Genomic DNA, 26,341 nt, shown 5'->3' with positions numbered 1-26,341 from the left:
GGTTCTCCCCGACAATGGCCAGCGACATGAGCCAGATTCCCCATCATCCAGTCCTGCTGAACATCCTGCAAGAGGTGTTCGGCTATGCCGCCTTCCGCGGCGCCCAAGAAGCCATCATCCAGCATGTGACGGGCAGCGGCGACGCCCTGGTGCTGATGCCCACGGGCGGCGGCAAAAGCCTGTGCTACCAGATCCCCGCCATCGCCCGGCATCGCGCCGGCCAGGGCGTGACGGTGGTGGTCAGCCCGCTGATCGCGCTGATGCACGACCAGGTCGGCGCGCTGGAAGAGGCCGGCGTACACGCAGCCTTTTTGAATTCGACCCTCAGCAACGAGCAGGCCTCGCAGGTGGAGCGCGAGATGATGCGCGGCCGTCTGGTGATGTTGTACGCCGCGCCCGAGCGCATCACCAACCCGCGCTTTCTGGCTCAGCTGGATTCCTTGTACGAGCGCGGCCTGCTGAGCCTGTTCGCCATCGACGAGGCGCATTGCGTCAGCCAGTGGGGGCATGATTTCCGCAGCGAGTACCTGGCGCTCTCCCTGCTGCACGAGCGCTACCCCGAGGTGCCGCGCATCGCGCTAACGGCCACCGCCGACGAGCTGACCCGGGCCGACATCATCGAGCGTCTGCGCCTGGAAGAGGCCCGCGTCTTCATCAGCAGTTTCGACCGGCCCAATATCCGCTACACCATCGTCGAGAAGGACAAGCCACGCGAACAGCTCTTGCGCTTCATCCGCGAGGAGCACGAGATGGATGCCGGCGTCGTCTACTGCCAGAGCCGCAAAAAGGTCGAGGAGACGGCCGACTGGCTGGTCAGCGAGGGCATCAAGGCCCTGCCCTATCACGCCGGCCTGGACGCCAGCCTGCGGCAAAAACACCAGGACCGCTTTCTGCGCGAGGACAGCATCGTGATGGTGGCCACCATCGCCTTCGGCATGGGCATAGACAAGCCGGATGTGCGCTTCGTCGCCCACCTGGACCTGCCCAAGAATATCGAGAGCTATTACCAGGAGACCGGCCGTGCCGGCCGCGACGGCGAAGCCGCCGAGGCCTGGATGGCCTACGGCCTGGCCGATGTGGTGAACCAGCGCCGCATGATCGACGAAAGCCCCGCCGGCGAGGAGTTCAAGAAAGGCCAGCGCGGCAAGCTCGACGCCTTGCTGGCCCTGGCCGAGGCCACCGATTGCCGTCGGGTCAGGCTGTTAGCGTATTTTGGCGAAGCCAGCACGAGCTGCGGCAATTGCGATAACTGTTTACATCCACCGGCCACCTGGGACGCGACCGAGTCCGCCCGCAAGCTGCTGAGCTGCATCTACCGCTTCCACCAGAACGGCGGCCAGCGCTTTGGCGCCGGTCATCTGATCGACGTCTTGCGCGGCAAGGTGACGGACAAGGTGACGCAGTACGGTCACCAGAGCCTGAGCACCTGGGGCGTGGGCGCCGATCTGCCGGAGACGCAATGGCGCGCCGTGCTGCGCCAGCTGATCTCGCTCGGCCATGTGCTGACCGAGGGCGAGTACATGACCCTGGCCCTGGCCGACTCGGCCCGCGCCGTGCTCAAGGGCGAGGTGCAACTGCTCTTGCGCGTGCCCACCGTGGCGCCCAAGCGCGGCAAGCTCAGCCGCGTCGCCAAGCCCGGTGGGGCGCGCAGCGCGGGTGCCCCCGAGGATCTGGACGCATCGGCCCAGGCCTTGTTCGACCAGCTCAAGGCCTGGCGCGCCGAGGTGGCCAAAGAGCACAGCCTGCCGGCCTATGTGATCTTCCAGAACGTCACCCTGGCCGAGATGGCCCGCCGCCGCCCGGCCACGCTGGAGGAGCTGGCCGGCATCAGCGGCGTGGGCGCCAAGAAGCTGGAGGCTTACGGGGCGGAGATTCTGCGGGTGCTGGGCGAGGACGGCTGACTCAGCCTTGGCGCTTGTATCGCGCCAAGTCGTTCGCCACGCCACAAAGCCCCTTCCGGGCCTTTGTGCGCAGGCTCACTCCTCCCACTTGAAGCGTGCCAGCCCCAGGGCGGCAAACAGCAGCGAGAAGCCCAGCATCACCGCCACCGGCGCCAGCGCCGCGTCAAACCCAAGGCCGCGCCAGGTCATCGCGTCCAGCCCGTCCACCGCCCAGCGCGTGGGCACGAACAGGGAAATGGTCTGCAACCATTCGGGGAAGATGAAGGACGGCACCCAGGCGCCGCCCAGCATCACCATCAAGAGCGTCACCAGAATCGCCAGGCCGCGGGTGGCCTCGGGCGTTTTGCCGACGGCCGCGATCAGCAGGCCGAAGCTTGCGGTCAGGATGGAGAAGGCGATCAACACGGCCGCAAAGCCCAACCAACTGCCCTCCACCCTGACCTTGAACAGCGCGAAAGCGACGGCGTAGATGGCTGCAAACACGAGCAGGGAGATCAGCGCGCAGCTGGCGATGCGGCTGCCCAGCAGCTGGGCCTTGGACACCGGCGCGGCCCGCAGGCGTAACCACAGGCCTTGGCGGCGCATCAGCAAGAGGCCGACGCCGATGTCCACCCCCATCATCAGGATGAACTGCACGCCCATGCCGGCGAAGGAATGCGAGTAGCTGTTGTAGCGCGTCTCCACGCGGGCGCTGGCCTCCAGCTCACGGGTGGCGAAGGGCAGACTCAGGCCGCCGGCGGCCGGGGTGGAAGCGGCTTTGGCCGGGGCCTGCACTTTGGCGATGCTGTCAAACATGGCGATCAGATCGCGTCGGCGCTCCGTGGGCGGGCTATCGTCTTGCAGCAGCTGGGCCCGCATATCGTTCAGCAAGGGGCTGTTGCCGCTGAAAACATCCTGCGTCACCAGCGCCATCACATGCTGAGACAAGAGGCCGCGCACCAGAGGCAGGGCCATGGCCTGGGAGGGGTCGTAGTCCAGACGCAGCTCGGGCTTCTTGCCGCCGCCGAACAGGGCCCGCGAGGCCTGCTCGGCAAAGCCGGCCGGGAAGGTGACGGCGGCACGCTGCTTGCCCGCCTTGACCTGGGCCAGGGCCTCCGCGGGCGCCAGTTCGCTGACGAGCAAGCTGCTGTCCGCCTTCATGGCGGCGATGATCTTGGCCGTTAGCGGGCTGCGGTCCAGATCGCTGATGGCCACCGGCACGCTGGCCGGCTTGCTATTGTTATTGCCGAACAGGCTGCCGAAGAAGGCGGCGATCAGGATGGGCGCGGCGATGCTCATCAGCACGGCGCGGCGGTTGGAAAAATAGAGCAACAAGTCCTTGCGGACCAGGGCGATGAAGGCGGTCATGGTTGGTCCTTGGGTGTCAGTCACGCAGCTGGCGGCCGGTCAGGCTCAGGAAGACGTCTTCCAGATTGGCGCGGCCCGAGCTGAGGTGGCGCACGGCCACGCCGGCCGCGGCCAGAGCTTGCAAAACCAGTTGGCTGCCGGTGCCCAGCTCGTCGAGGCCGATGTGCAACTGGCTGCCGCGCAATTCGGCTTTCTTGATGCCCACCAGGGCGCGCAAAGCGGCCAAATCAAGGCGAGCGGCATCCTCCACTTCCAGCTGCAAGGTTTGAGCGGCGGGCAGTTGGCGATAGAGCTCGGGCAGCGTGCCGCTGGCCAGCAGCTGGCCATGGTCCATGATGAGCACGCGGTCGGCCAGGCGCTCCACCTCCTCCATGTAATGCGTGGTGTAGACCAGGGCCTTGCCGGCGCGCTTGAGCGCTTCGAGCTGCTCGAAGATGGCGTTACGGCTTTGCGGATCGACGCCGGCCGTGGGCTCGTCCAGCAAGAGCAGCTCGGGGTCATGCACCAGGGCGCAGGCGATATTGAGGCGGCGCTTCATGCCGCCACTGAAGCTGGCGGGCTTGTCGCGGGCCCGGTCGGCCAGGCCCACCATCTCCAGCACCTCGGCGGCGCGCTGGCGCAGGCGCGGCTTGGGGCAGCCGTAGAGGGCGCCGAAGAGTTCGACATTGGTCTGCGCAGGCAGATCCTCGAACAGCGCGATGTCTTGCGGCACCAGGCCGATGCGGGCCTTGTAGCCGGCCTCGTCCTGCGCCAGGCCGATGCCGCCGACGCTGACGCTGCCGGCATCCGGCGCGCTCAGGCCGGCCACCATGCCCAGCGTACTGGACTTGCCCGCGCCATTGGGGCCCAGCAAGCCCAGCAGCTCGCCGGCGTGGACCGAGAAGGAGATCTCGCGCACGGCCTGGCGCGGGCCGTAATTCTTTTTGAGTCCCTGGACTTGCAGCACCGTGGTGTTCATCAATCGCGCCCCATCAGAAGGAATGGCGCGATCTTAGGGAGCGGCGGCCGCATCGCCAGCGGCATGGGACGAATGGCGCAGCAGCGGGCGTGAATCGACGCCGGCCCGCGCCAACAGCGCGGCGGACTCAGCAGGCCAGCGCGGCGGCACAAGCCTGGGCGTCCGCCACTTGCAGGGCTTCGGGGGCGCGGCGCGCTTCGATCACGACACGGGGCAGGCGCTCGATAGGGCGGGCCTGGGCCGCGTCCGCGAGCTGCTGGCGCTTGCCCGTGATGACCACGCGCTCCAGCTTGACCACGGCGACAGCGGGCGTGCTGCTCTTGGCGTGGAGCAGATAGGCGGCGCTGGCGCCGGCCGTCAGACCGAGGGCGACGAAGGCGATAAGGGCGAACTTCTTGCTGCTGCTGAACATGGTCTTGACTCCCTGCGAGGCCGGCACAAGCGCCGTCCATGCAAGCAGTTTCGGCCGCGCAAGCACGGCATTCCAGCGGCAGGCGATCAATCGGCGGCTGGGGCGAATGAGCTGCAGTCTGGCGCGATGAAGCAGCGGCCGCCGCGCTCCGTCAAACCATGAACTTCAGGTCGCGCACGCCGGCATCGAAATTCTTCAGGCTGGGGAAGATGTCGGCCAGGCCGCCATCGGACACCCCCATCCAGCGCCCCAGGGTGGCGCCCAGCTGTTCGACCGAGACCTCGGGCAGCAAGGCGCCGTTGGCCAGCTGGTTGGGGCTGCTGTCGAAATGGTTGTTGCTGGCATTCTTGACGCCCAGCACCGGGAACTTGCCGTAGATATCGCGCCCGCGCACCGCGCCGCCCATGACCAGGTGGTGGCCGCCCCAGCCATGGTCGGTGCCGTCACCATTGCTGGTGAAGGTACGGCCGAAATCGCTGGCGGTGAACAGGGTGACCTTGTCGCGCAGGCCCAAGGAGCCCAGCACGCTGTCAAAGTAGCTCAGCCCATGGGCCAGCCTGGCCATCAGCTCGGCATGGTTGCGGTTTTGCGCGTCGTGGGTGTCAAAGCCGCCCATGCTGACGTAGAACACCTGGCGGCTGGCGCCCAGGCTGCCGCGGGCCTGGATCAGCCGGGCCACCACCTGCAGCTGATGCGCCAGATTGTTGGCGGCCTTGCCGCCGGTCTGCGGGTTGTCGTACTGCAGCAGGGGGTCGAGCGCGCCGGCGGCCAGGCCGGGCGTGCCAAAAGGCGCGCCAAAGCTGTCGGGCAGGGCGGTGGCCAGCGCGGTTTCGGCGTTGAGGGCGCGCGCCACCATGGCGGCATGGTCGCGCGCGATGAGGTCCTCGCTGCGCTTGTTGCGCATCACATTGCGCACCCGCTCCATCGCCGTTGTGGAGCCGAACAGATTGGCCGCATAACCACCCACCTTGACGGCGCCACGGGTATTGACCTGGTAGGGCAGCACCCGCTGGCCGTTCAGGAACACCGCATTGCCGCCCACCGTGACGGCGCTGAAGATGGCCTGGCTATTGCCGGCCAGCAGCAGGTCGGCCATGCGGCCGCCCCAGCCCAGCGCGGCGCCCTCGGGGCGCAGCGATTGCCAGGTGGATTGCTGGTCGTTGTGGGAGTACAGCGCGCTCGGGCGCGGGAAGCTGGCCTGCTTGAGATCGGCCTTGCTGGTCGGCGTCAGCAGCGGGCCGACATTGGCCACCGCGGCCAGGCGGCCGGCGCCGAAGAGATCGCGCAGCGCGCCCAGACAGGGATGCAGGGCAAAGCTGCGACCCTGGTTGTTGAGGGGGCTGATGGGCAGCACCCCGCCCAGCCGCGCCGGCGAGGCGGCCGCGGCGCCCAGCTCGGGTGCCGTGCCGGCGGCCAGCAGGGCGATGGAGTCGGGGGCCTGGCGGCGCGTGTTCTGGTAGGCGGTCCATGAATCGGTATCGGTGGGCAACAACATATTGAAGCTGTCATTGCCGCCGGTCAGGAACAGGCAGACCAAGGCCTTGTAGTCGCCCGTCGCCTGGGCACTGGCCTGGCCCAGGGCCGCCAGATTGAGGGCCATGGGCGCGGCCGCACCCATGCCGGCCAGCGCGCCGGCCTGGCGCAGGAATGCACGGCGCGAGGCCGCAGATGGGATGAAAGGGCTGCTGCTCATTTTTGCACCATGTATTCGGGGGATAGCACGCTCAAATAAACCGCCATGCGAGCGCGGTTGCGGCGCTGCTCGTCCACGGTTTTCTGGTTGCTGGCGTCGGCCTTCAGCGCATCAAGCTTGACGCTCTCCACCGCCGCCACGATCTCGGCCTTCAGCTCCGCATTGCTGCGCGCGCCCAGCAGCTTGGCGCTGACCAGGTTCACCAGCTCGGCCGGCTTGTCGGCCAGGGCGGACTCGGCCGTCAGCGCCAGCTGCACATCGGGGCGCCCGTTCTTGCCGTCGAGGCCGGAGGGGCCAAAGCCGCTGGACAAGCCATTGCGCATATAGATGGAATAGCCGGCCACCGAGCTTTCGTTCACCAGGGCCAGCTCGGGCATGGTCAGCTTGGCAGCCCCCGTCTCGCCGCCCGCGAACACATAGCCGGGGCGGTAGAAATTGAACACCGAGGGCGAGCGCAGCGGCGACTGGCCCAGCTGCGCGGCGGGGTCGTCGGTGCTGCGTATCAACCAGGCGCCGGAATCGCTGCTGGACTCCAGCGCCCGCAGGGTCTGGGTCAGGCGCAGCACGGGCTCGCGCAGCTTTCCATAAGCATTGGCATCAGCGGCGGCCGGTTCGCGGGCCTCGCGGTCCAGCAGCACGGCCTTGAGCATGGCCTTCATATTGCCGCTGGGGCCGAAGGCCTGGGCCACCCGTGCCACATAAGCCGGGCTGGGGTGGCTGGTGACCAGGCGCTGGATCAGCTGGCGGCCGATAAAGGGCCCCACATTGGGGTGGGCGGCCAGGGTGTCCAGCGCCGCCTTGAGGCTGGCCTCGGGTTTGGCCTTGCTTTGCGCCGCCACCACCGTGCCCAGAAAACGCTTCTCGCTGATCGAGTGGTACTGGCCATAGCCCTGCATGGGCTGGATGAGCCGATCGGGCTCGCAGAAAGTCGGGCACCAGCCAGCGAAGCGGTTGTTGTCGGTGTCGGGGCCGTCCCAGCTCCAGCCGGTGAAAACCTTGGCCAGGCCGCTGACATCCTCGGGGCCGTAGCTGGGCCGGGGCGTCGTGCCATCGAGCTTGGGGCCGCCGTCGGTGTTGAGCTCCTGCAGACCGATGGAGAAGAGCTGCATCACCTCGCGGGCAAAGTTCTCATCGGCCACACGGCCGGTCAGCGGGTCTTCCTTCTGGTTGCGCAGATGCGAGAGATAGATGCCCATGGCCGGATGCAAGGCCACCTGCTGCAGCAGATCGCGGTAGCTGCCCGTGCCCTCTTTGGCCAACATATCCAGATAGGCCGCCACGCTGCGTGGCTGCTCGCCCAACGCCCCCTGGGCCAGCGAGACGACGAAGATCTGTGACAAGGCATAGGCCAGGCGCTGGCGCAGCTGGTCATCGCCGGTGACGGCCACCTTGTAGAAGGAGTCCAGCACCTCGCCGGCGCCGGCATTCGTGGCCTTGCCGGTGCCGGTGCCGGCCGCCTTGGCGGCCCTGATGGCGGCGTCCGCGTTGTCCCAGTTGAGGCGGTGCGAGCTGGCCGGCTTGGCCAGCTGATCGTCGATCCAGGCCTCATAACCCAGCCGCATGACGGCTTCGATGGAGGCATCGGTGGGGCCGAAGCTGGCTTGCAGCAGGAAGCGCCGCGCCTGCTCGTTGCTGGGCTTGATCACCACCGGTTCGGGCGTCGGCGCCGAGGCCGGGCTGCTCGCCCCCCCGCCTCCACCGCCGCCACCGCAGGCACTCAGACCCACGACGACAGCGAGCGCAGCGGCCTTGGCCGCCCACGCCATGCGATTCTTTTTCATATCACTCCCTCGCTCTCCTAGAGTCGGGCACTCTAGCCAAGCCACGGCCGAGTTCAGCGGGCTGGGGAGGGAAGTTTGTAAGGCAAGGTAACCAGAAATTTACACAGATACACGGGGCGCCGCACAAAGCGCGCGCCGCCTTGGGCACTCAGCAATCCTGGCTGGCCTCGCAGCGCCGGGCGGCGGCCATTTGCACTGTGGCATCGCTGCGACGCCCCTCGATCACCACGCGAGGCAGATGCTCGATCGGCTGGGCCGCGCTGGCACGCTTGCCCTCGATCACCACCCGCTCCAGCTTCACGACCTGGACCGGTGCTGCGGCGGGGCCGCGGGCGAGCCAGGCGCTGGTGCCGCCGAGGCCAAGGCCGAGCACGGCGCAGACGATGACGAGGCGATTCTTGGGGCGGGTATTCATGGTCTTGACTCCTGCTGCGGGGCTAGCAAAAGCGCTAACCATGGATGCAGTTTCGGCCTTGGCCACCCACGATTCCAGGCGCAGGCGATCAAGTGACAGAAGCGTCGTTTGAGCTGCAGCCCGGCCGGATGAATGTCTTCAGCGCGCCCGCAGAACCCGCGTGGTCTGCTCTTGCTCGTTCAGCTGCTGCTGGCTGCTCAAGGCCCGGCTGCGGCCGCTGGCCAGGGCGGCCAGGTCGAGGTTGGCGCCCCAGCTCTGGCCGGCACGCAAGGCCAGGGGCGGCGCCAGATTGGCACTGATATCGGGCGGCAACCAGGGCATGATCTGGTTCAGCACCAGTTGCAGGCGCGGCCGTATGGCCGGCTCGCCGATGCGGCCGCGCTGGCCCCAGTTGACGATCAGATCGGCGCTGCTGGCCCCCGTCGCCAATTGATTGGTAATGGCGAAGTCACGCAGCACGCCGTAGCGCAGCTGCATCATGGCCTCCTCCACCAGCATGGCCGCATCCTCGCGGGAAAAATTGGCGCCGCTGGGCACCGAGTAGCTGTAATCGTCGTTGACGCGGTCCTTGCTGAAGAAATATGTGATGTCGCCGGGCGTGTAGCTGGTCTGCAAAAGCGTGGGCGCCTCGCCAAACGACAGCACCCGCGCCAGGCCTTGCATGGTGCTGGAGTAGAAGGGCAGGCGATTGAACAGCTCTTGCGAAGGGGTGAGCGCCGGGCTGGCCTCATACACCCGCTTGCTGCCGTCCAGGCTGGCCTGCACGGCGGGCGGCAGGAAGTCGCCCGCATGGGTCAGCTCGTGATACAGCAGGCGGCCCAGCTCGTAGGGCAGCTCGCCCAGGCCGCGGCTCTGGCGTTCCAGCACGGCATAGCTGGTGAGGGCATGCCGGTTGTCCTTCACATAACGCCATGGCGTGGCGTATTGCAGACTCTGGCCATTGGCGCTGCGCGGGTCCGGCGCTTCGCTGAGGGTGTCGCGCTGCGCGGGCGTCAGCCAGAGGTAGCTGGCGTCCAGATAGATGGCGCCGGTGGCGTTCCAGTAAAAAGCCGGCCGCACTTGGCCGCCTATCACCACGGCGGTGACGGCGGAGAGCATGCGGCGGAAGTCGCCATTGACGTCCTGCTCGCGCAGAAAGCGCTCGAACACCTCGGCCATCCAGTCGTGCGAGACCAGCACCCGCTGCATCACCTGCTCCACCGAGGGCGCGGCCCCGGCCGTCTGCTGGCCCAGCAGGGGCAGGCGGTTGAGGGTGCAGAGATTGCTGCGGCTGAGCGTGGGGCTGTAGATGCAGTCCTTCAGCGCCGCGGCGTAAGGGCCTTGGGCCTGATAGGGGTAGACGCGGCTGACGGGCTCGCTGCTGCCGAACAGCGGGTCGCTGGGCAGCGTGCCCTGGGCTTGCACCAGCAGATTGAACTGGCCGCTGGCGCGGCGTCCGTCCGGCAGGCTCAGGCTGGCGCTCAGGGCCACGATGCTGTCGCTGCTGACGACGGGGGCCGTCAACACCAGGCGCAGGCTGCTGCTACTGCCGGCATTGCCGAGCTCGACCGTGGGGCCGGCCGTCTGGCTCCAGCTCACCGTGGCCTGGGCCAGCTCGCTCGGCGTCAGCTGGGGCAACCAGGCACGCAGGGACAGCTTGCTGCCGCTCAGGGCCGAGGGCTCGCCGCGCAAGACCAGTTGCAGGGGTTCGCTGGCCGGCGCCGCGCTGAACTGCACCGGGGCGATAAAGCTGCGACCCTGGCCGTCGACATAACTCAGATCAAAGCGGTAGGGGCCGGCCGCGGTGGGCTCCACGCTGATGGCCTGGGCCCGGCTGCTCAGGCTGTTCAAGGCCGGCCCGGCGGTTTGCGTCCATTTCAGGCCGCTCAGGCTGGCCGCCGCGCAGGCCAGCAGGCTCAGCTCGGTATTGCGCCCCTGCTGCGGCTTGGCTTCCAGCGCCAGCCGGGCCACCGAACCGGGCTCGCAGCGGCTGCTCAGGGCCGGCGGTTCGAGCGGGATCGGGCTGGGCGAAGGAACATCGGGGCTGCTGCCACCACCACCGCCGCCGCAGGCGGTCATCAGGGCGGGCAGGGCCAGCAGGCAAAAGGAATAAGCGCTGCGCGATCGGCCGGGAGCGGCATGAAGAGTCGGCGGCGAGGAGGCCGAGCAACCGCCCTCCTGGTTGAGGAAAAACAGGCGGCGGAATCGAGAGATCAAGGCGCTTCCTTGCTCGGCGGCGATGGGGTGCGGCCATATTACAAGGGGGCGCAGACGTCGGCGGCACAGAGTTTCCCGCAGCGCGGCCCATGGGCAAGATTCACCCTGGGGTCAGGTCTTGCCGCTGTCATCAAACTTCAAGAATCGGGCACACAGCAGCGCAAAACACAGGCCTCAGCAGGCCGGGTTATCGGCCCTCAGCTGGGTGGCCAGGGCGGACTGCTGCTTGCCGGCGCTGCGCGAGGCCTGCACCACCACCCGCGGCAGCTGCACCGCCGCCGTACGCTGGCCCTGCACCACCACGCGTTCCAGCTTGACCACCGGGCGCGGCTGCGGTGGGCTCAGCTCATCGGCCAGATTCATGCCCAGCATGGCGGCGGCGGCCACGGCGACAAGAGCGGTGAACAAGGTGCGCAAGGAGAGTAGCTTTTGCATGATGGGCTCCGATTGGCGGGCTGGATTGAAGGCGGTGTTTTGCTGCTGTGTCCACAGTGTCGGCAAGACCGGGCGGGTTTGCCAGGGCCAGGCGACGAAGTGGCGGAAGCGGCGCGCCAGCGGTGGCTTGAGGCGATGAATCGCCGTGCCCATGGGCTTTGATGACGAATCGGTGACGGCGGCAGGAATGGTCTCAATCCCTTTTTATTTTGCTGACAGCGGGCAGGCATAGGCCTATGGTTCCGGCCGGGAACAACAAGCGCTCAGGGAACCCACTCATGTCATTCAACAAGCCCGAAACCCAGTTGCAAGGCATCACCGATCTGGTGCTGATCACGCCCATCAAAGCCGGCTTTGTGACGGCTTTTGAAACCATCAGCTACGTCGACCGCCTGCGCCGTGTGCTCAAGTCGCTCAATGCCCTGCGCCTGGGGGCGCGCGAGTCCAGCGAGGTGCCGGGCCTGTTCACCGATGTGGTGAGCCGCTTCCGCATCGTCCACTCCTTCCGCTGGGCCATCATCGAGCCCAAGCCGGACGCCCCGCTGGGCGAACCCCACAAGCTGCTGCTCAATGTCTGCTTCGACGGCGGCTGGGAGCCCTATATGCGGGTGATCTGGGACCAGCTGGGCAGCATGCTGGACCTGATCCTCTGCCATGCCGAGGGCTACCAACTGGCCAAGGAAACCAGCTTCGAGCGCTACAAGCAATGGGTGCGGGCGCATGAGATCTCGGCCGACTTCCTCTACTTCGAATCGGGCCGCAGCACCAGCGACCACGAATACCTGGCCGCCCTGGAATGGCAGCAGCGCGAGCTGCACCCGAGCAATGATCTGCCCGCCACCCAGCTGCACACCGGCCTGCCCGGCGCCAGCAATCCCCTGCCCGACACCAGCCAGATGCCTGCACGCATGGCCATGGCCCTGCGCGGCCTGCCGGCCCTGGCCACGCTCTACACCCTGGAGCGCTACTTCCTGGCCGGTGCGCCCGACGGCTTGTGCCTGATCCGCGCGGCGCGCGACATCCTCTTCGAGCTGGTGGAGCTGGACACCGCCAGCCTCTTCCCGCCCGCCAGCCCCTTGCGCGAGGCCTATTACCGCATGCTGGACTGGTTTGAGAAGGCGCCGCCCAAGGTCGAGCTGCCGGCCCGCGCGCTGGACTATAGCGACGCCGACATCCAGGGCGGCATGCTCACGGCCTACCCCGATCTGCAGGGCGGCGCCATGGTGCTGCTGCGGGTGACGCAAGCGGCCAAGGCCCTGGCCTATTTGAGCAGCCTCACGCTCAATAGCGAGGCCGACACGATGGCCGGCAAAAAGCCGGCGGACGGCTTCTATCGCAATCTGGCGCTCAGCCTCAGCGGTCTGCGTGCGCTTGGTGTTAGCAACACGCGGCTGGAGCGCTTCCCCCAGCCCTTTATCGAGGGCATGGAGGCGCGCGCCGGCGTGCTCGGCGACGTGCGCCACAACCACCCGCGCTACTGGAAGCTGCCGACCCGCAACTGGCCGGAGGCCAAGGCCGATGGCCGGCCGGTGGACTTAGGTGCCGTGCATCTGCTGATCCAGCTGCGCCACGGCGCCCTGCCCGCCGGCAGCAGCCTGGAGGCGGCCATCCATAGTCTGGAGCAGGACACGGGCCTGCAAGTGCTGTCAGTGCAAGCGATGCGCCGCGGCATCAACCCCAAGAACCCGCAGCAGACGCGCGAGAGCTTCGGCTTTGTGGACGGCATCAGCCAGCCCCAGGTCGGCGAGCCCGGCCCGCAGACGCCGGCCCAGCCCTGGTCGGACGCCGTGCATCGCGGCGAGCTGCTGCTGGGCTTCCGCAGCGACCGCGACAGCTGCGCCGTACCCGAGGCCGCCGACGCCTTGCTGGACAAGGGTAGCTTCCTCGTTGTGCGCAAGCTGCGCCAGTATGTGGATCGCCTGCACCACTGCCTGGACACCCAAGCCCCCCAGCTGGGCCTGAACCGCGAGGAGCTGCTGGGCAAGATGATGGGCCGCTGGACCGACGGCACGCCCCTGGCCGCACCCAGCCTGGGCGCCAGCAACGGCTTCAACTACAGCGAGGACGCCAAGGGCTCGGCCTGCCCCTTCCACGCCCACATCCGCCGCGCCAACCCGCGCACCGACATCCCCGGCCTGCCGGTGCCCCGCATCCTGCGGCGCGGCATGTCTTACGGCCCGGTCCACGGCAGCAGCGACAGCAGCACGCCCGATGCCGAGGACCGCGGCTTGATCTTCATGGCTTACAACGCCAATCTGGCCGAACAGTTCGAGATCATCCAGCGCTGGATCTCCGGCGGCAATGCCAGCGGCGGCTATGGGCCCCAAGCCGACCCCTTCCTGGGCGTGGCCGTGCCGCAGACGCCGGCCGCCAAGGCCCTGCCCGCCACCACGCCGCGCATCTACCGTTTTGAGCACCAGGGGCGGGTCTTGCACCTGAACCTGGGCGACCAGCCCTTTGTCGAGCTGCAATGGGGGGCCTATTTCTTCGTGCCCTCGCTGCCGGCCCTGCGCCTGCTGCCGGCCCTGGTGGAGCTGCCCGCCTTCCCGACGCCCATCGCCGTGCCCAGCCGCGCGCCCGCGCCGGACGACGCCCAGGCCTGGCAGCAATGGCTGGAAGACAGCAGCAGCCGCGACGCCGCCTGGGCCTATGTCCGCAGCCAGCCCGGCGGCGTGCTGCGCACCGCTTACGGCGTGCTGGTGGGCGAGGCGCGCGAGGTCTGCGAGGTCTTCCGCGACCGCGAGTCGCGCTACTCGGTGACGGGCTATGGCTCGCGCATGGCCCAGTCCATAGGCCGCGGCTATCTGGGCATGGACGAGGACAGCGGCCATGCCGAGCAGGCGCCGCTGATCAATGCGGCGATCGAGAGCATCGACGAGGCCAGCGCCTTCACGGCCGCCCACGCGGTGGCGGCCGCCGTCGTCGCCAAGGTGCGCGGCGGCGCCCAGCAGCTGCATCTGAAGGAGGGCTTGCTGGATGTGGAGCAGCTGTCGGAGCATGTGCTGGCGGCCCTGTGCAAAACCTGGTTCGGCCTGCCCGACGGCCAGGCCATGTGGGGCACGGAATGGCATGCCAAGCCCGCAGATGGCCAGGACGCGCCGCGCTGCCCGCGCGACTTCTTCGCCGTCTCGCGCTTCGTCTTCGGCCCCCACCCCAGCGAGCTGGTCGGCAAGGTGGCCAGCAAAAAAGGCCAGGGCCTGCAGGCCGCCGTCAAGCAATGGCTGGCCGCCCAGGCGGCCGATGCGCCCCTGCCCAAGCTGAGCCAGGCCATCAAGGAGGCGCTGCAAGGCATGAGCGCGCAAGACCCCGACATCGTGCCGCGCACCATCGCCGGCATCATGCTGGGCTTCCCGCCCACCGTGCATGGCAATACCGTCGGCTGCCTGGGCGCCTGGATCGTCAGCAAAAAGCTCTGGGATGTGCAGCAGGACTGGCCGCGCTTTGCCGCCGGCACGGCGCCGGCCCAGATCTATGCCCAGGCCGTCGCAAGCCTGCGGCCCACGTTGATCGCCACCATGGTGGGCCGGCCGGTGCCCGGCATGGTCTGGCGCACGGCGCGCAAAGCCCATCGCCTGGCCGGGGTGGAGGTGCAGCAAGGCGACACGGTGATCGTCGGCATTGCCTCGGCCACCCAGCAAGACCCGCGCAACCACACCCTGATGTTTGGCGGGGATCGCCGCGACGCGGTGCTGCCCGCGCCGCTGCACGCCTGTTCCGGCTACGCCATGGCTATGGGCGTGATGCTGGGTGTGGCGGCTGCCGTTCTGGAGGCCGGCACGCTGCGCTTCACCGGCTCGCCCACCGTGCTGGGCCTACAGGTCTGAACGCAAGCGCCTGACCTCGCCCAGATGCCAGGCCATGCCCAGGCGGCCGAAGGCCGCTTCGGCCTGATCCAGCTCGCGCGCAGCAGGGCGGCCCTGCGAATGCGCGATCTCGGCATGGCAGAGCTGGTTCACCGCCAGCTCATGGGCCGAGCCGCGGCGCCGGGCCACCGCATCGGCATGGGCCAGATAACGCGCAATCTCGACGCTGCGCTGCGCCTCACTCAAACCCTGCCTGGCCATGGCCGTACAGGCCGTCATGCGCGCGGCGGCACGGTAGGCCATGGCCACGCCGATCAAATCATGCTGGCGGGCCCGGCACAGGGCCTGGGCGATGTGGTGACGGGCCAGCCTGGCCTCGCCCTGGCTGACCAGGATTTCGGCCAGCCAGCCATGGTTGAGCGAGCTGAACAGGCCGCCGCCGCGCGGGGCCAGCCAGTGCGTGGCATTGAGCAGGTCCTGGCGCGCCAGCGGTGAGCGACTGGCCATCCACTGGCCATAGGCCTGGGCCGCATGCCCCATGGCGCAGGTGAACAGACTGCGCACCAGGGTGCCGATGCGGCGGGAGTCGGCGCCGCATGCCTGGGCCTCGGCCCAGCGCCCCTGCCACAGCAGCACGGCGGCGCGCCAACCCTGGATGGAGGCCTCCACCGCATGGTTGCTGCCCTGGATGCCGGACAAGGCCTCATCAAACGCCGCCTGGGCCGCGGCAAACTCGCCCCGGTCGCCCAGCACATAGGCGCGGCAGGCCAGCGAATAGGCCAGGCCCACGGGCGGCCGGCCGGGCCGCTGGCGCGGGCGCTGAAAGGCGATGCTGCCGTCCAGCAATTGCAGGGCGGCGTCGTAGTCGGCGGCGGCGGCACGCACCTGGCCCAGGGTGCCGTGCAGCTGGGCAATCAGGGCGACGTCCTGGCCTTGCTCGGCGGCGGCCAGGCCGCGTTCGCAATGCTGGCTGCTGCTGCGGGCCTGGCCCAGAGCGTAGCCGACATAGCCCAGCCAGTATTCGGCGCGCGCGATCAGGTCCTGATGGCCGCTCAGCTGGGCCAGCTTGGCCGCGTGCTGCATCACCCGCAGATCGGCGCGCGAGGCGTCGAACACGCAGGCCAGGCCCAGGCGAGCGGCGATGGAGATCCAGCGCAGCGCGATCTCGTCGGTCTGGGGCAGATGCTCCAGCGCCTCCAGCACCGCGCGGTACTGCTTCTTGGCCCGGTCCAGGGCCGAGCTGGCCAGGGCCTGGTCGCCGGCCTGCTCGGCATGGTGGGCGGCGGCCTCCCACTGCTGGGCGGCGCGGCTGTGATAGGCCAGCAGCTCATTGGCCGGCTCCTCACGCTCGCCGTCCTGCTGCACGGCGTGCAGCTCGGCCAGGATCTTGCGGTGCATGGCCTGGCGGGCTTGCAAGCCTATGGCCTCGTAGACCACGTCGCGGGCCATGCCGTGCTTGAAGCGCAGATGGCCGGGGCGTTGGGCGGGGAAGACGAAGTCCTGCTCGGCCAGGCGGCGCACGGCGGGGTGCGATTCGTCACAGCCGGTGACACGCTGCAGCAGCCAGACCGGGATCACATTGCCGATGACGGCCGCGCTGCGCAGCAGCTCGGCCTCATCGGCCGGCAGCCGCGCCATCCGCGACTCGACCAGGGAGGACAGCCAGGCGCTGCCCGAGCCCACCTGCTTGCCCAGGCTGCTGCCTTCGGGCGAGGCGGCATGGCTGGCGAAGGCGCCGAAATTGCGCGCCGCCTCCTCGGCGCTGCCCTCGTGCGAGAGCGCGTGGCACAGCTCCTCGATGAACAAGGGGTTGCCGCCGGCGTGGCGCTGGATCTCTGCCGCCCAAAAGGGATCGACATGGGGCAGCAGCTGGCTGGTGGCGTGCAGGGACTCCTGCTCGGTGAAGGGCTGCAACTCATGCACCTGCACCTCGGCATCGTTGCGCAGCTTGGCGGCCTGGCCGATCAGCTCGGGCAGGCTTTCCAGCGAGTTCTGGCTGTGCGGCCGGGTGGCCGTCAACACCAGCACGGGCAGCTTGAACTCGGCCGCGACCGCACGCAGCCGGTGCAGCAAGGCCACGCTGGCGTCGTCGGCCCATTGCAGATCGTCGATGAAGAGCAGCTGGGGCAGCTCGCTCGCCAGCTCCATCACCAGGCTCAGCACCGCCTCGGCCCGCGCCTTGGGCGGCAGCTGCAACACGGCATCGGCCGCCGCAAAGCCCAGGCCTTGCAGGCTGCGCAACATCTGCAGATAGGGCTGCAGAGGCTCGGCGCTGAGGTGCGGTTCGCAATAGCCGCGGTGGATCTGGCAATGCTCGTCGGCCGCGCGCTGCAAAAACTCCTCGGTCAGCCGCGTCTTGCCCACGCCGGGGCCGGCGCGCACGCTGATCCAGCGCGGCCGCCCGGCACAGGCGGCGTTGAGGGCCTGCTCCAGCAAGCTCATCTCGAAGTCTCGCCCCACAAACGGCGTCAGGCCGCGCTTCTGGCTGGCCTCGAAGCGGCGTTTGATGTCGTTGCGGCCCAGCACCTTGCAGACCGACAAGGGCGTGGCCCGGCCGCGCACCAGCAGATTGCGGCGCTCATCCAACTGGAAGAACTGGCCTTGCAGGCCCAGGCTGACCTCGCTGACCAGGATCTCGTCGGCCGCGGCGGCCTCGCACAGGCGGGCGGCGATATTGGGCACATTGCCCAGCAGCTCGAAGCGGCCGCGCACCTCGTCGCCGGCCTCCATCAGCACCAGGCCGGCATGGATGCCGGAATGCAGGGTCAGGCTGCGGCGATGCGGCCAGGACGGCGCCCCGGAGGCGGGCCGCATGGCCCGCACGGCCTCGTGCAGGTCCAGCGCGGCATAGGCGGCGCGGCGGCCATCGTCCTCGCCGCTCTGGGGGTAGCCAAAAATGGCCAGCATGCCGTCGCCCTGGATGCGTACCACCAGGCCGCCGTGCTGCCGCACCAAGCCCTGGTAGAGGCCGCGCAGCTCACTCAGCATCAAGGCGTAGTCTTCCGCCTCCATGGCGTCCGCGAGACGTGTCGACTCGGACAAATCCGCAAATAACAAGGTCAAATTGCGCCGCTGCCCCAAGAACCCCAGCGCCGGCGCGATATCGGACTGAATGGTCATGCATCAGCTCTCGTTCGCATGCGCGCGTGGTTCCCTACCAACGCTGCGCCCCGCCATCCTACCGCTTGACGATGATCTCGGCACTATTCACGTTCCGAGTCCCTGCGATTGGGGTCGAAAACTTGTGCATTTCCTCCTCCTGCAAGCCCAGATAAATGGGCTCGCCCTGGCGGCGATGGATATTGATCTTGGCGTTGTAAACCCGGTGCGCCAGGCCGTGCTTGTCGCTGATCTCGAATTCGCTGACGCCGAACTCGCCCCGCTCGTCGCGCTGGCCGGTCAGATAGCAGGCAATCTCGTCGATCTCCGCCCCACCCAGATTGAGGCCGCCCAGCTGTTTGAGCGGGTTGCGAGCACGCTCGACAAAGCCCAGGCTGTCGATGCGGCGCTGCTGGCCGTTCTGCTCGTCTCGCATCAAGGTGCTGAACTTGCCCACCAGGATCTGCCCCGGCAGGGCGCGCTCCAGCATGCGGGCCAGCTCGATGGTGACCTGGCCGACCAAATAGCTGAAGGAGGTGGGGTTGAGCCCTTCCGACTGATAGAACTCGTAGTGCGAACCGACATGGAAGGCGGCGCGCAGCTGCGGCACCGACTCCGGCCGCTGCGCCCGCTCGCGGGCCAGGGCGTTGTCGGCCAGGATGAATTGCAGCAGCTGGTAGAGCTCCACATTGGCCTCGATGCCGCGCATGCGGTTCCAGATGTAGAAGCCGTCGCCCGTGGTGGTACGGGCGAAGTTGATATTGATCTCGCGGTCCAGCAGCTTGGCATAGGCCGCGTTGACCGAGCAGGACAGGCTGCCCAGCTGCACCACCTGCTGCAGCGGCGTCAGCAATGAGAAGCCGACCGTGTCCAGCAGGATCACCGCCCGGTCTTCCACCAAACGGATGCCATAACGCGCCAAGATGGCCGCCACCAGGCCCAGGCCCAGGCCGGCACTGGGCGAGAAAGGCAGGACCAGTTGCACGGGCTCCAGGCCGAATTCGGCCGCCAGGCTGTCGAACCGGGCCTCGGGCAGGTGGCCGGGCTCGGCCAGCAGCTCGTCCAGCAAACGGCTGCGCCGCTGCACCTCGGCCGGCGCCAGCGCCTCGCCACCGGCCTGGGAGCGGCCTTGGGCATACTCGCTCAGCAGGGGGTGGGGGGCGAGCAGGAGGCGCAGGCCTTGCGGCATCGGGGTCCAGGCATAGACCAGGTTTTCGCCCAGATTCCACAAGCCGTAGAGCAGCTGATCCAGGGTGACGATGTGCTCGCGCAGCTCGGCCTCGCTCAAGCCCTCCGGCAAGGCATAGGCCATGAACCCATCCAGCCAGGACTTGCGCTGGCGACTCACCTCATTCAAACGCGTCACACCCATGCCCGGCCCTTTTTGCAAGTCCTGAACGCCGGGCCGTCCTGCGGCCGGCGCCGCTCGCATTCATTGTCAAGCAGCGGCCTGCGGGTTCAAGGCCAGACTTGGACCGCTTTAGCCGGGTGTTTCGCCCAGCAGGGCATGGATGCTGGGCAGCAGCTCTTCCAGCAGATTCTCTTTCTTGATCAGGCAGGACACGCCCAGGGACAGGGCCTGTTCATGCAACTGCTCGCTGATATAGCCCGAGGACAGCAGCACCGGCAGGCCCGGATACTGCTGCAATACCGCATTAGCCAAGCTGAGTCCATCGCGGTCGGGCATGTGATAGTCGCTGATCAAGGCGGCCACATCCTGGCCCGTGGCCACCAACAAGGCCAGGGCCTCCTCGGCGCCGCTGCACAGGCCGACCCGATAGCCGGCGCGCAGCAACAGCCCCTCGACGGTCAGGCGCATCACCTCATCGTCGTCGACATAGATCAGGCGCTGGCCTTGGGGGGCCGGCTTGGCGCGCGGCGCCTCCGGGCTCTTGGCCTGCGCTGCTGCCGGCTCGGGCGGCAAGGCGGCCAGGGCCTGGCCTTCGGCGATGGGCAGATAGACATAGAAGCAACTGCCCTTGCCGACCACGCTGTCGATGGCGATGGCGCCGTGATGGCTGCGCACAATGCCATGTACCACGGCCAGGCCCAGGCCGGTGCCCTGGTCTATCGGCTTGGTGGTGAAGAAGGGCTCGAAAATACGTGCCTGGGTCAGGGCATCGATGCCGCAACCGTCGTCACGCACGAACAGCTCGGCGTAGGCGCCGGCCGGCATTTCCAGCTCGGGCCTGTCGGCCGGCAGCTGCGCACGGCGCAGGCCCACATGGATGTGGCCGCCCTTGGCCGGCAAGGCCTGCCAGGCATTGCTGCAGAGGTTGAGCAGCACCTGCTGCAACTCGCTGGCATCGGCCTGCACCCGCAGATCGCCGTCCAGCACATCCAGCTGCAAGCCCACACCCTTGGGCAGGCTGGCGCGCAACAGGGCCAGGCCTTCAGCGACCTGCCCACCCAGTTCGAGCAGCTCCAACGAGTGCGGCTGGCGGCGGCTGAAGGCCAGCATCTTGCGCACCATGCTGCGCGCCCGCTCGCCGCCCCGGCTGATCAAGCGCATATGGCGCATGGCCGGATGCTCCTCGCCCAGCAGTTCGCTGGCCAGGCTGATATTGGCCAGGATGGCACCCAGCACATTGTTGAAATCATGCGCGATACCGCCGGCCATGGTGCCCATGGCCTCCAGCTTTTGCGCCTCACGCAGCTGCGACTCCAGCTTGGCGCGGGTGGCCTCAGCCTGCACCCGCTCGCTCAGGTCCACATCGACGCAGTAGAGAAAGGCCTCGCCGCTGCGGCTGCGCTGCATGGCGTGGCTGGAGAACACCGGCACATCCGAGCCATTTTTATGGCGCAGCACCAGCTCCTCGGAAGGCACGCTGACCACGCCCGACTCCAGCCATTGCCGCGTGCCCTGGATGACCAGCTCGCGCATGGCCGGCGGGATGATCAGATCCTCCAGCTGCCGGCCTATGGCCTCGGCGGTGCTGTAGCCGTAGAGGTTTTCGCTGGCCTTGTTCCAGAAGATCACCCGGCGCTGGCTGTCATAACCCTGTACCGAGACCTTGTCCACGCCCTCGATCAGCGAGCGAAAGCGCATCTCGCTTTCCTGCAGCACCGCCTCGGTGATCTTGACCGCGCTGATATCGCGGAAAGCGCCTTCGCTGCCCCTGGGCTGACCCGCGGCGTCCAATAGGGGCGAGACCTGCAGCCGCACCCAACGCTCGGTCGCATCGGCACGGGCCAGGCGCAGCTCCAGCGAATAGGCGCGCGCCTGCGATTCGCACAAGGCCTGGGCCTGCTCGGCCTGGGCGCGATCATCTGCATGCAAAAAGGTCCAGCAGTCCCGCAGGACCTTCAACTCACCGGGTTCGGCGCCCAGGATTTCATGCACTTTGGGGCTGGCATGGAAAAGCCCTGCAGGCCCGCTCTCCTGCAGCCATGCCCCCAATTCGGAAAAACGCGCCGCAATCTGCAGCAAGCGTTGCTCCAATGCAAGGCTCGGTACTGCCTGAGCCCTACTCGCGACACCCATTCAATGTTCTCCTTGGCGCGACCCGAATCGTCACGCGCTTCCATTCATCGACAAGCGTTTCGCCAATGCACCCAAGCATTGATCAAATCATCGACTGAAACAGGGAGGACTTTAATCCCAAGGACTGCTGAGGTTTGGGTTCAAATTCAAGCCGAATCGCAGTGGCGCGAGGCCAACAGACTTTTTTCACGGCGCTGCGATTCGGTTCGATGTTCGCAAACCCTGCTCAGCAGAATAGCTCACTAACGCCAAAATTACCGGGCTGCCAAGGCTTGGGAATGATTACATCAAATTCGCACGCACTCCGGCCTGCAGAGACGGGGTCAGGTCTTGCGCGGAGCGGTTCAACCACGGCGGGGCTGGGCCTTGGCGATCAGCACCGTCTGAGCCTGCGGCAAGGCGGCCTGCTCGGGCGCGGGGGCCGCCGTCGAACGGCCGCTCACCACCACCCGAGGCAAATGCTGCACCGGACTGGCAGGCTGCGACTTGGCCGTCACCACCACGCGGGGCAGAACATGCACCGTGGTCTCGCTGGCGGCTTGGGCTTGCGGCGCGGCGCCTGCCCAGGCGGTGGCCAGGCTCAGAGCCAGGGCAAGACTGGAACGCAAGGCGCTTTGGCGGAAAGAAGGCGTGCTCATGATGATCTCCTGGTGGGCTTGCCGAGGCAGAAAATCCTGCTTCGATGAACTCAGTTTCGAGAAAACATGCGGCGGTGGCCCGCCTCCTGCGACGAACAGCGGGCTTGCACGTTTGAACTGCTCTGCGGCGCGACAAAGGGTTTACCCCAGATCCGAAACCGACCCGATTGCAGGGCTTGGGGTTGGGAGCCAGGCCCGATCAGCCAGTCGGCCTATGATGGCCGGTTGTTTTTCCACTTCTGCCCTTGTTGCCGCAGTCTCACCCCGCCATGTCCGACATCGATTCCCGCCCTGCCTCATCTCCTGCGGATATGCCGATGATCCGCGTGCGCGGCGCACGCACCCACAATCTGAAGAACATCGACGTCGATCTGCCGCGCAACCAATTGGTGGTGATCACCGGCCTGAGCGGCTCGGGCAAGTCCAGCCTGGCTTTCGACACCCTGTATGCCGAAGGCCAGCGCCGTTATGTGGAGAGCTTGTCGGCCTATGCCCGGCAGTTCCTGCAGCTGATGGACAAGCCGGATGTGGATGTGATCGAGGGCCTGTCGCCCGCCATCTCCATCGAGCAAAAGGCCACCAGCCACAACCCGCGCTCCACCGTGGGCACGGTGACCGAGATCCACGACTATCTGCGCCTGCTCTACGCCCGCGCCGGCACACCCTTCTGCCCCGACCACCAACTGCCGCTAGAGGCGCAGAGCATAGGCCAGATGGTGGACGCCGTGCTGGCCATGCCCGAGGACAGCAAACTGATGCTACTGGCCCCGGTGGTGCGCGACCGCAAGGGCGAGTTCCTGGAGCTGTTCGAGCAGATGCAGGCGCAGGGCTATATCCGCTTCCGTGTCGATGGCCAGACGGTGGACGCGCCGGACTTCCCGGCGCTGAAGAAAACCGAGAAGCACGATATCGACGTGGTCGTCGACCGCATCAAGCTCAAGGCCGATAGCGCCGAGAGCCTGCGCCAGCGCCTGGCCGAGAGCTTCGAGGCCGCCCTGCGCCTGGCCGAGGGCCGCGCCCTGGTGCTGAATATGGACAGCGGCGCGGAGCAGATCTTCTCCAGCAAGTTTGCCTGCCCCATCTGCAGTTACTCGCTGCCGGAACTGGAGCCGCGTCTGTTCTCCTTCAACTCGCCGGTGGGCGCCTGCCCGTCCTGCGAAGGCCTTGGGCAGATGACGGTGTTCGACCCCGAGCGCGTCGTCGCCTTCCCCTCGCTGAGCCTGGGCAGCGGCGCGGTCAAGGGCTGGGATCGCCGCAATGCCTACACCTTCTCCATGCTGGAGGCGGTGGCCGCGCATTACCAGTTCGATATCGAACTGCCCTTCGAACAATTGCCCGAGAACGCGCGCCAGGCGCTGTTGTACGGCTCCGGCGAGGAAGAGATTCAATTCGTCTACCAGGCGGAGAGTGGCCAAGGAACGGGATCGGGCCGCAAGCGCTCGGTCAAGCGCAGCCATCCTTTTGAAGGCATCCTGCCCACGCTGCAGCGCCGCTTCAAGGAGACCGACTCCACCGCCGTGCGCGAGGATCTGGCGCGTTATATGGCGCCCAAGCCCTGCCCGCATTGCGAGGGCTCGCGCCTGCGCCGCGAGGCCCGCCATGTGCTGCTGCAGCCGGCCGAAGCCGGCGCCAAGGGCCGGCCCATCTACGAGGTCGAACACTCGACCCTGCGCGACTGCCTGCATTATTTTGAAAACCTCAAACTCAAGGGCGCCAAGGCCGAGATCGGCGACAAGGTGGTGCGTGAGATCAGCTCGCGCCTGCGCTTCCTCAACGATGTGGGCCTGAACTATCTGAGCCTGGACCGCAGCGCCGACACGCTGTCGGGCGGCGAGGCCCAGCGCATCCGCCTGGCCTCGCAGATAGGCTCGGGCCTGACCGGCGTGATGTATGTGTTGGACGAGCCCAGCATCGGCCTGCACCAGCGCGACAACGACCGCCTGATCGCCACCCTGCGCCGCCTGCGCGACCTGGGCAATACGGTGATCGTGGTCGAGCATGATGAAGACGCCATCCGCGCCGCCGACTATGTGCTGGACCTCGGCCCCGGCGCCGGCGTGCACGGCGGCCACATCATCGCCCAGGGCCGGCCCGAGCAGGTGGCCAGCAACCCGGCCTCGCTGACCGGCCGCTATCTCTCGGGCACGGCCAGGATCGAAGTGCCCAAGCAGCGCCACCGCGTCAGCCCGCAGGCCGAACACCCCTCACTCAAGATCGTCAATGCCCGCGGCAACAATCTGAGGGGCGTGACGGTGGAAATCCCGGTCGGCCTGCTGACCTGCGTGACCGGCGTGTCCGGCTCGGGCAAAAGCACCCTGGTCAACGACACGCTGTACACGGCCGTGGCCAAGAAGCTCTACCAAAGCCATGCCGACCCGGCGCCGCATGACGAGATCGAGGGCCTGGAGGCCTTCGACAAGGTCATCAATGTGGATCAGTCGCCCATTGGCCGCACGCCGCGCTCCAACCCCGCCACCTACACCGGCCTGTTCACACCCATACGCGAGCTGTTCGCCGAGATGAATACCGCGCGCGAGAGGGCTTATGGCCCCGGCCGCTTCAGCTTCAATGTGGCCGGCGGCCGCTGCGAGGCCTGCCAGGGCGATGGTGTGCTGAAGGTGGAGATGCACTTCCTGCCCGATGTTTACGTGCCCTGCGATACCTGCCACGGCGCGCGCTACAACCGCGAGACCCTGGAGGTGCTCTACAAGGGCAAGAACATCACCCAGGTGCTGGACATGACCATCGAGGATGCCCACCCCTTCTTCAGCGCCGTGCCCACCCTGGCGCGCAAGCTGCAGACCCTGCTGGACGTGGGCCTGGGCTATGTCAAGCTGGGCCAGAGCGCCACCACGCTGTCGGGCGGCGAGGCGCAGCGGGTCAAGCTGGCGCTGGAGCTGAGCAAGCGCGACACCGGCCGCACCCTCTACATCCTGGACGAGCCCACCACCGGCCTGCACTTTGCCGACATCGCGCTCCTGCTCAAGGTGCTGCACCAGCTGCGCGACGCGGGCAATACCATCGTCGTGATCGAGCACAACCTCGACGTCATCAAGACGGCCGATTGGCTGATCGATATGGGCCCCGAGGGCGGCTCGGGCGGCGGCCAGCTGCTACTGGCCGGCACGCCCGAACAGCTGGCCGCGCATGCCGGCAGCCATACCGGCCGCTACCTGAAGCCCCTGCTGAAATGACAAACGGTGCGCCTTGGCGCACCGTTTGTTAGGAAATCAGGGGAAAGGCTTGCTCAAGCCGACTTGCGGCGGCGGGCCATCATGCCCACGGCCAGCAAGCCCCCCAGCATCAGGGCCCAGGTCTCGGGCTCGGGGATGCCGGGCACCACCGGAGGAACGACGGGCGGAGTCACCGTACCGGGCGGCAAGCTTGGCGTCACGATGGGGCCGACGCCGGGGCCAGTGCCGGGACCGACGCCACCGGGGATGAAGCTGCCACCGCCAGGCGTGGCACCGGGCAGGCCGTCCAGGCCGGAACCACCGCCAGCCACCTGGGCAAAGCTGCCGGGCGCGTTGGGCGTGGACAGCGGACCGGCGCCGGTAGGCTCCATATCCAGCGGTGCCTGGGGTTCGACCATGTCCTGGGCCGAGGAGGCCACGTTCTGCGCACCACCTGGCGCCGCGGCACGGGCCGGCACGCGGTTGATACGGCTCACATTACGGCAAACGGTGGGCACCAGAATGCACTGGTTCTCTTCGCAATAGACCAGGCCGCGCTCTTCCGCTTTTTGCGTCCACTTGGCACGGCTGACGGTCTTGCAAACATTGTTGGCGCCGAAATGCATATCGCGGATGTCGGCACCGTACTGGGCCTTGCCCTTGATGCCATCGCGCTGGATGCTGACCAGCTCGTCGTAGTCGCGCTTCTTCATGCGCTCTTTCAAGCGCTCCCGAGTCGCGACGGGGATGTCGGTGTAGCGATCCACGGCCGCCACGACATCGCCCATGAAAGGATTCACGCCCGGCTTGTCCCATGAGCAATGCGGCAGGACGGCGCCGGAGGCCGCTCCTGATGCCGCGAGTGCGAGTGTTGCAAGCAAAGACATAAAAGATCCTGATTGGTTTAATTTGATAATATTCACCAAAATGATTCAGTAAATTTATCGATGCGAGAGCTTCAGTACTCGGAGAAACCCTCTTTTTCTGAGACTCGCTCTATGCATAG

Annotated in this window: 16 protein-coding genes; 3 read left to right on the top strand and 13 right to left on the bottom strand. The window is 67.4% G+C overall.

Translation table 11 applies throughout. The features are described from left to right. The first annotated feature begins 26 nt into the window (after positions 1 to 26). A complete protein-coding gene (gene recQ / locus HNP55_RS06225) occupies positions 27 to 1,901 on the top strand; it encodes a DNA helicase RecQ (RefSeq protein WP_184297309.1) in 1,875 nt (624 codons plus the stop codon). Between the two features lie 75 nt (positions 1,902 to 1,976). Here the strand turns inward: recQ and HNP55_RS06220 are convergent, their stop codons facing one another. The 8 genes from HNP55_RS06220 to HNP55_RS06185 all read right to left on the bottom strand — a co-directional run bounded on the left by HNP55_RS06220 (position 1,977) and on the right by HNP55_RS06185 (position 11,138). Continuing rightward, positions 1,977 to 3,248, bottom strand: a complete 1,272-nt coding sequence (locus HNP55_RS06220; protein ID WP_184297307.1) for an ABC transporter permease — start codon at positions 3,246 to 3,248, stop codon at positions 1,977 to 1,979. Positions 3,249 to 3,264: 16 nt separating this feature from the next. Continuing rightward, positions 3,265 to 4,206, bottom strand: coding sequence for an ATP-binding cassette domain-containing protein (locus tag HNP55_RS06215; RefSeq protein ID WP_184297305.1), 942 nt, complete (start codon positions 4,204 to 4,206; stop codon positions 3,265 to 3,267). A gap of 127 nt (positions 4,207 to 4,333) precedes the next feature. Beyond that, positions 4,334 to 4,618, bottom strand: a complete 285-nt coding sequence (locus HNP55_RS06210; RefSeq protein ID WP_184297303.1) for a hypothetical protein — start codon at positions 4,616 to 4,618, stop codon at positions 4,334 to 4,336. A 151-nt stretch (positions 4,619 to 4,769) separates the two neighbouring features. Then, entirely contained in the window at positions 4,770 to 6,311 is a 1,542-nt protein-coding gene (locus HNP55_RS06205; protein WP_184297301.1) for a DUF1501 domain-containing protein, read from the bottom strand. Next, positions 6,308 to 8,092, bottom strand: coding sequence for a DUF1800 family protein (locus HNP55_RS06200; protein ID WP_246448220.1), 1,785 nt, complete (start codon positions 8,090 to 8,092; stop codon positions 6,308 to 6,310). Before HNP55_RS06200 ends, HNP55_RS06205 begins: the two co-directional genes overlap by 4 nt. Positions 8,093 to 8,240: 148 nt before the next feature. Next, entirely contained in the window at positions 8,241 to 8,507 is a 267-nt protein-coding gene (locus HNP55_RS06195; RefSeq protein ID WP_184297299.1) for a hypothetical protein, read from the bottom strand. A 138-nt stretch (positions 8,508 to 8,645) separates the two neighbouring features. Beyond that, a complete protein-coding gene (locus tag HNP55_RS06190) occupies positions 8,646 to 10,703 on the bottom strand; it encodes a hypothetical protein (RefSeq protein ID WP_184297297.1) in 2,058 nt (685 codons plus the stop codon). Positions 10,704 to 10,877: 174 nt separating this feature from the next. Beyond that, a complete protein-coding gene (locus HNP55_RS06185) occupies positions 10,878 to 11,138 on the bottom strand; it encodes a hypothetical protein (protein WP_184297295.1) in 261 nt (86 codons plus the stop codon). Between the two features lie 278 nt (positions 11,139 to 11,416). Between HNP55_RS06185 and HNP55_RS06180 the strand changes: the two genes are divergently transcribed. Continuing rightward, on the top strand, positions 11,417 to 14,962 hold the full coding sequence (locus tag HNP55_RS06180; RefSeq protein WP_184297293.1) for a Dyp-type peroxidase: 3,546 nt from the start codon (positions 11,417 to 11,419) through the stop codon (positions 14,960 to 14,962). Here the strand turns inward: HNP55_RS06180 and HNP55_RS06175 are convergent. From HNP55_RS06175 to HNP55_RS06160, 4 genes are all read right to left on the bottom strand, one after another. Beyond that, a complete protein-coding gene (locus HNP55_RS06175; protein ID WP_184297290.1) occupies positions 14,951 to 18,061 on the bottom strand; it encodes an ATP-binding protein in 3,111 nt (1,036 codons plus the stop codon). The genes HNP55_RS06180 and HNP55_RS06175 overlap by 12 nt on opposite strands. A gap of 58 nt (positions 18,062 to 18,119) precedes the next feature. After that, complete coding sequence (locus HNP55_RS06170) at positions 18,120 to 19,412, bottom strand: hypothetical protein (protein WP_184297288.1); 1,293 nt, start codon at positions 19,410 to 19,412, stop codon at positions 18,120 to 18,122. A gap of 108 nt (positions 19,413 to 19,520) precedes the next feature. Continuing rightward, positions 19,521 to 21,470 carry a PAS domain-containing sensor histidine kinase gene (locus tag HNP55_RS06165; RefSeq protein ID WP_184297286.1) on the bottom strand — a complete coding sequence of 650 codons (1,950 nt, stop codon included), beginning with the start codon at positions 21,468 to 21,470 and terminating at the stop codon, positions 19,521 to 19,523. A 398-nt stretch (positions 21,471 to 21,868) separates the two neighbouring features. Next, the gene (locus tag HNP55_RS06160) at positions 21,869 to 22,162 is read right to left on the bottom strand and encodes a hypothetical protein (RefSeq protein ID WP_184297283.1); all 294 of its coding nucleotides are present in this window, start codon (positions 22,160 to 22,162) and stop codon (positions 21,869 to 21,871) included. Between the two features lie 269 nt (positions 22,163 to 22,431). Here HNP55_RS06160 and uvrA point away from each other — a divergent pair, with 269 nt between their 5' ends. Further along, positions 22,432 to 25,356: an excinuclease ABC subunit UvrA gene (gene uvrA / locus HNP55_RS06155; RefSeq protein WP_184297281.1), complete on the top strand. Its 2,925-nt coding sequence runs from the start codon at positions 22,432 to 22,434 to the stop codon at positions 25,354 to 25,356. A 53-nt stretch (positions 25,357 to 25,409) separates the two neighbouring features. On the opposite strand, the gene HNP55_RS06150 is transcribed toward uvrA, so the two are convergent. After that, positions 25,410 to 26,222, bottom strand: a complete 813-nt coding sequence (locus HNP55_RS06150; protein ID WP_281385229.1) for an MHFG family PEP-CTERM protein — start codon at positions 26,220 to 26,222, stop codon at positions 25,410 to 25,412. Positions 26,223 to 26,341: the final 119 nt, after the last annotated feature.

This window comes from Roseateles oligotrophus (assembly GCF_014204525.1).
GTDB lineage: Bacteria > Pseudomonadota > Gammaproteobacteria > Burkholderiales > Burkholderiaceae_C > Paucibacter_A > Paucibacter_A oligotrophus_A.
This window is presented reverse-complemented; position numbering and strand designations above follow the sequence as displayed.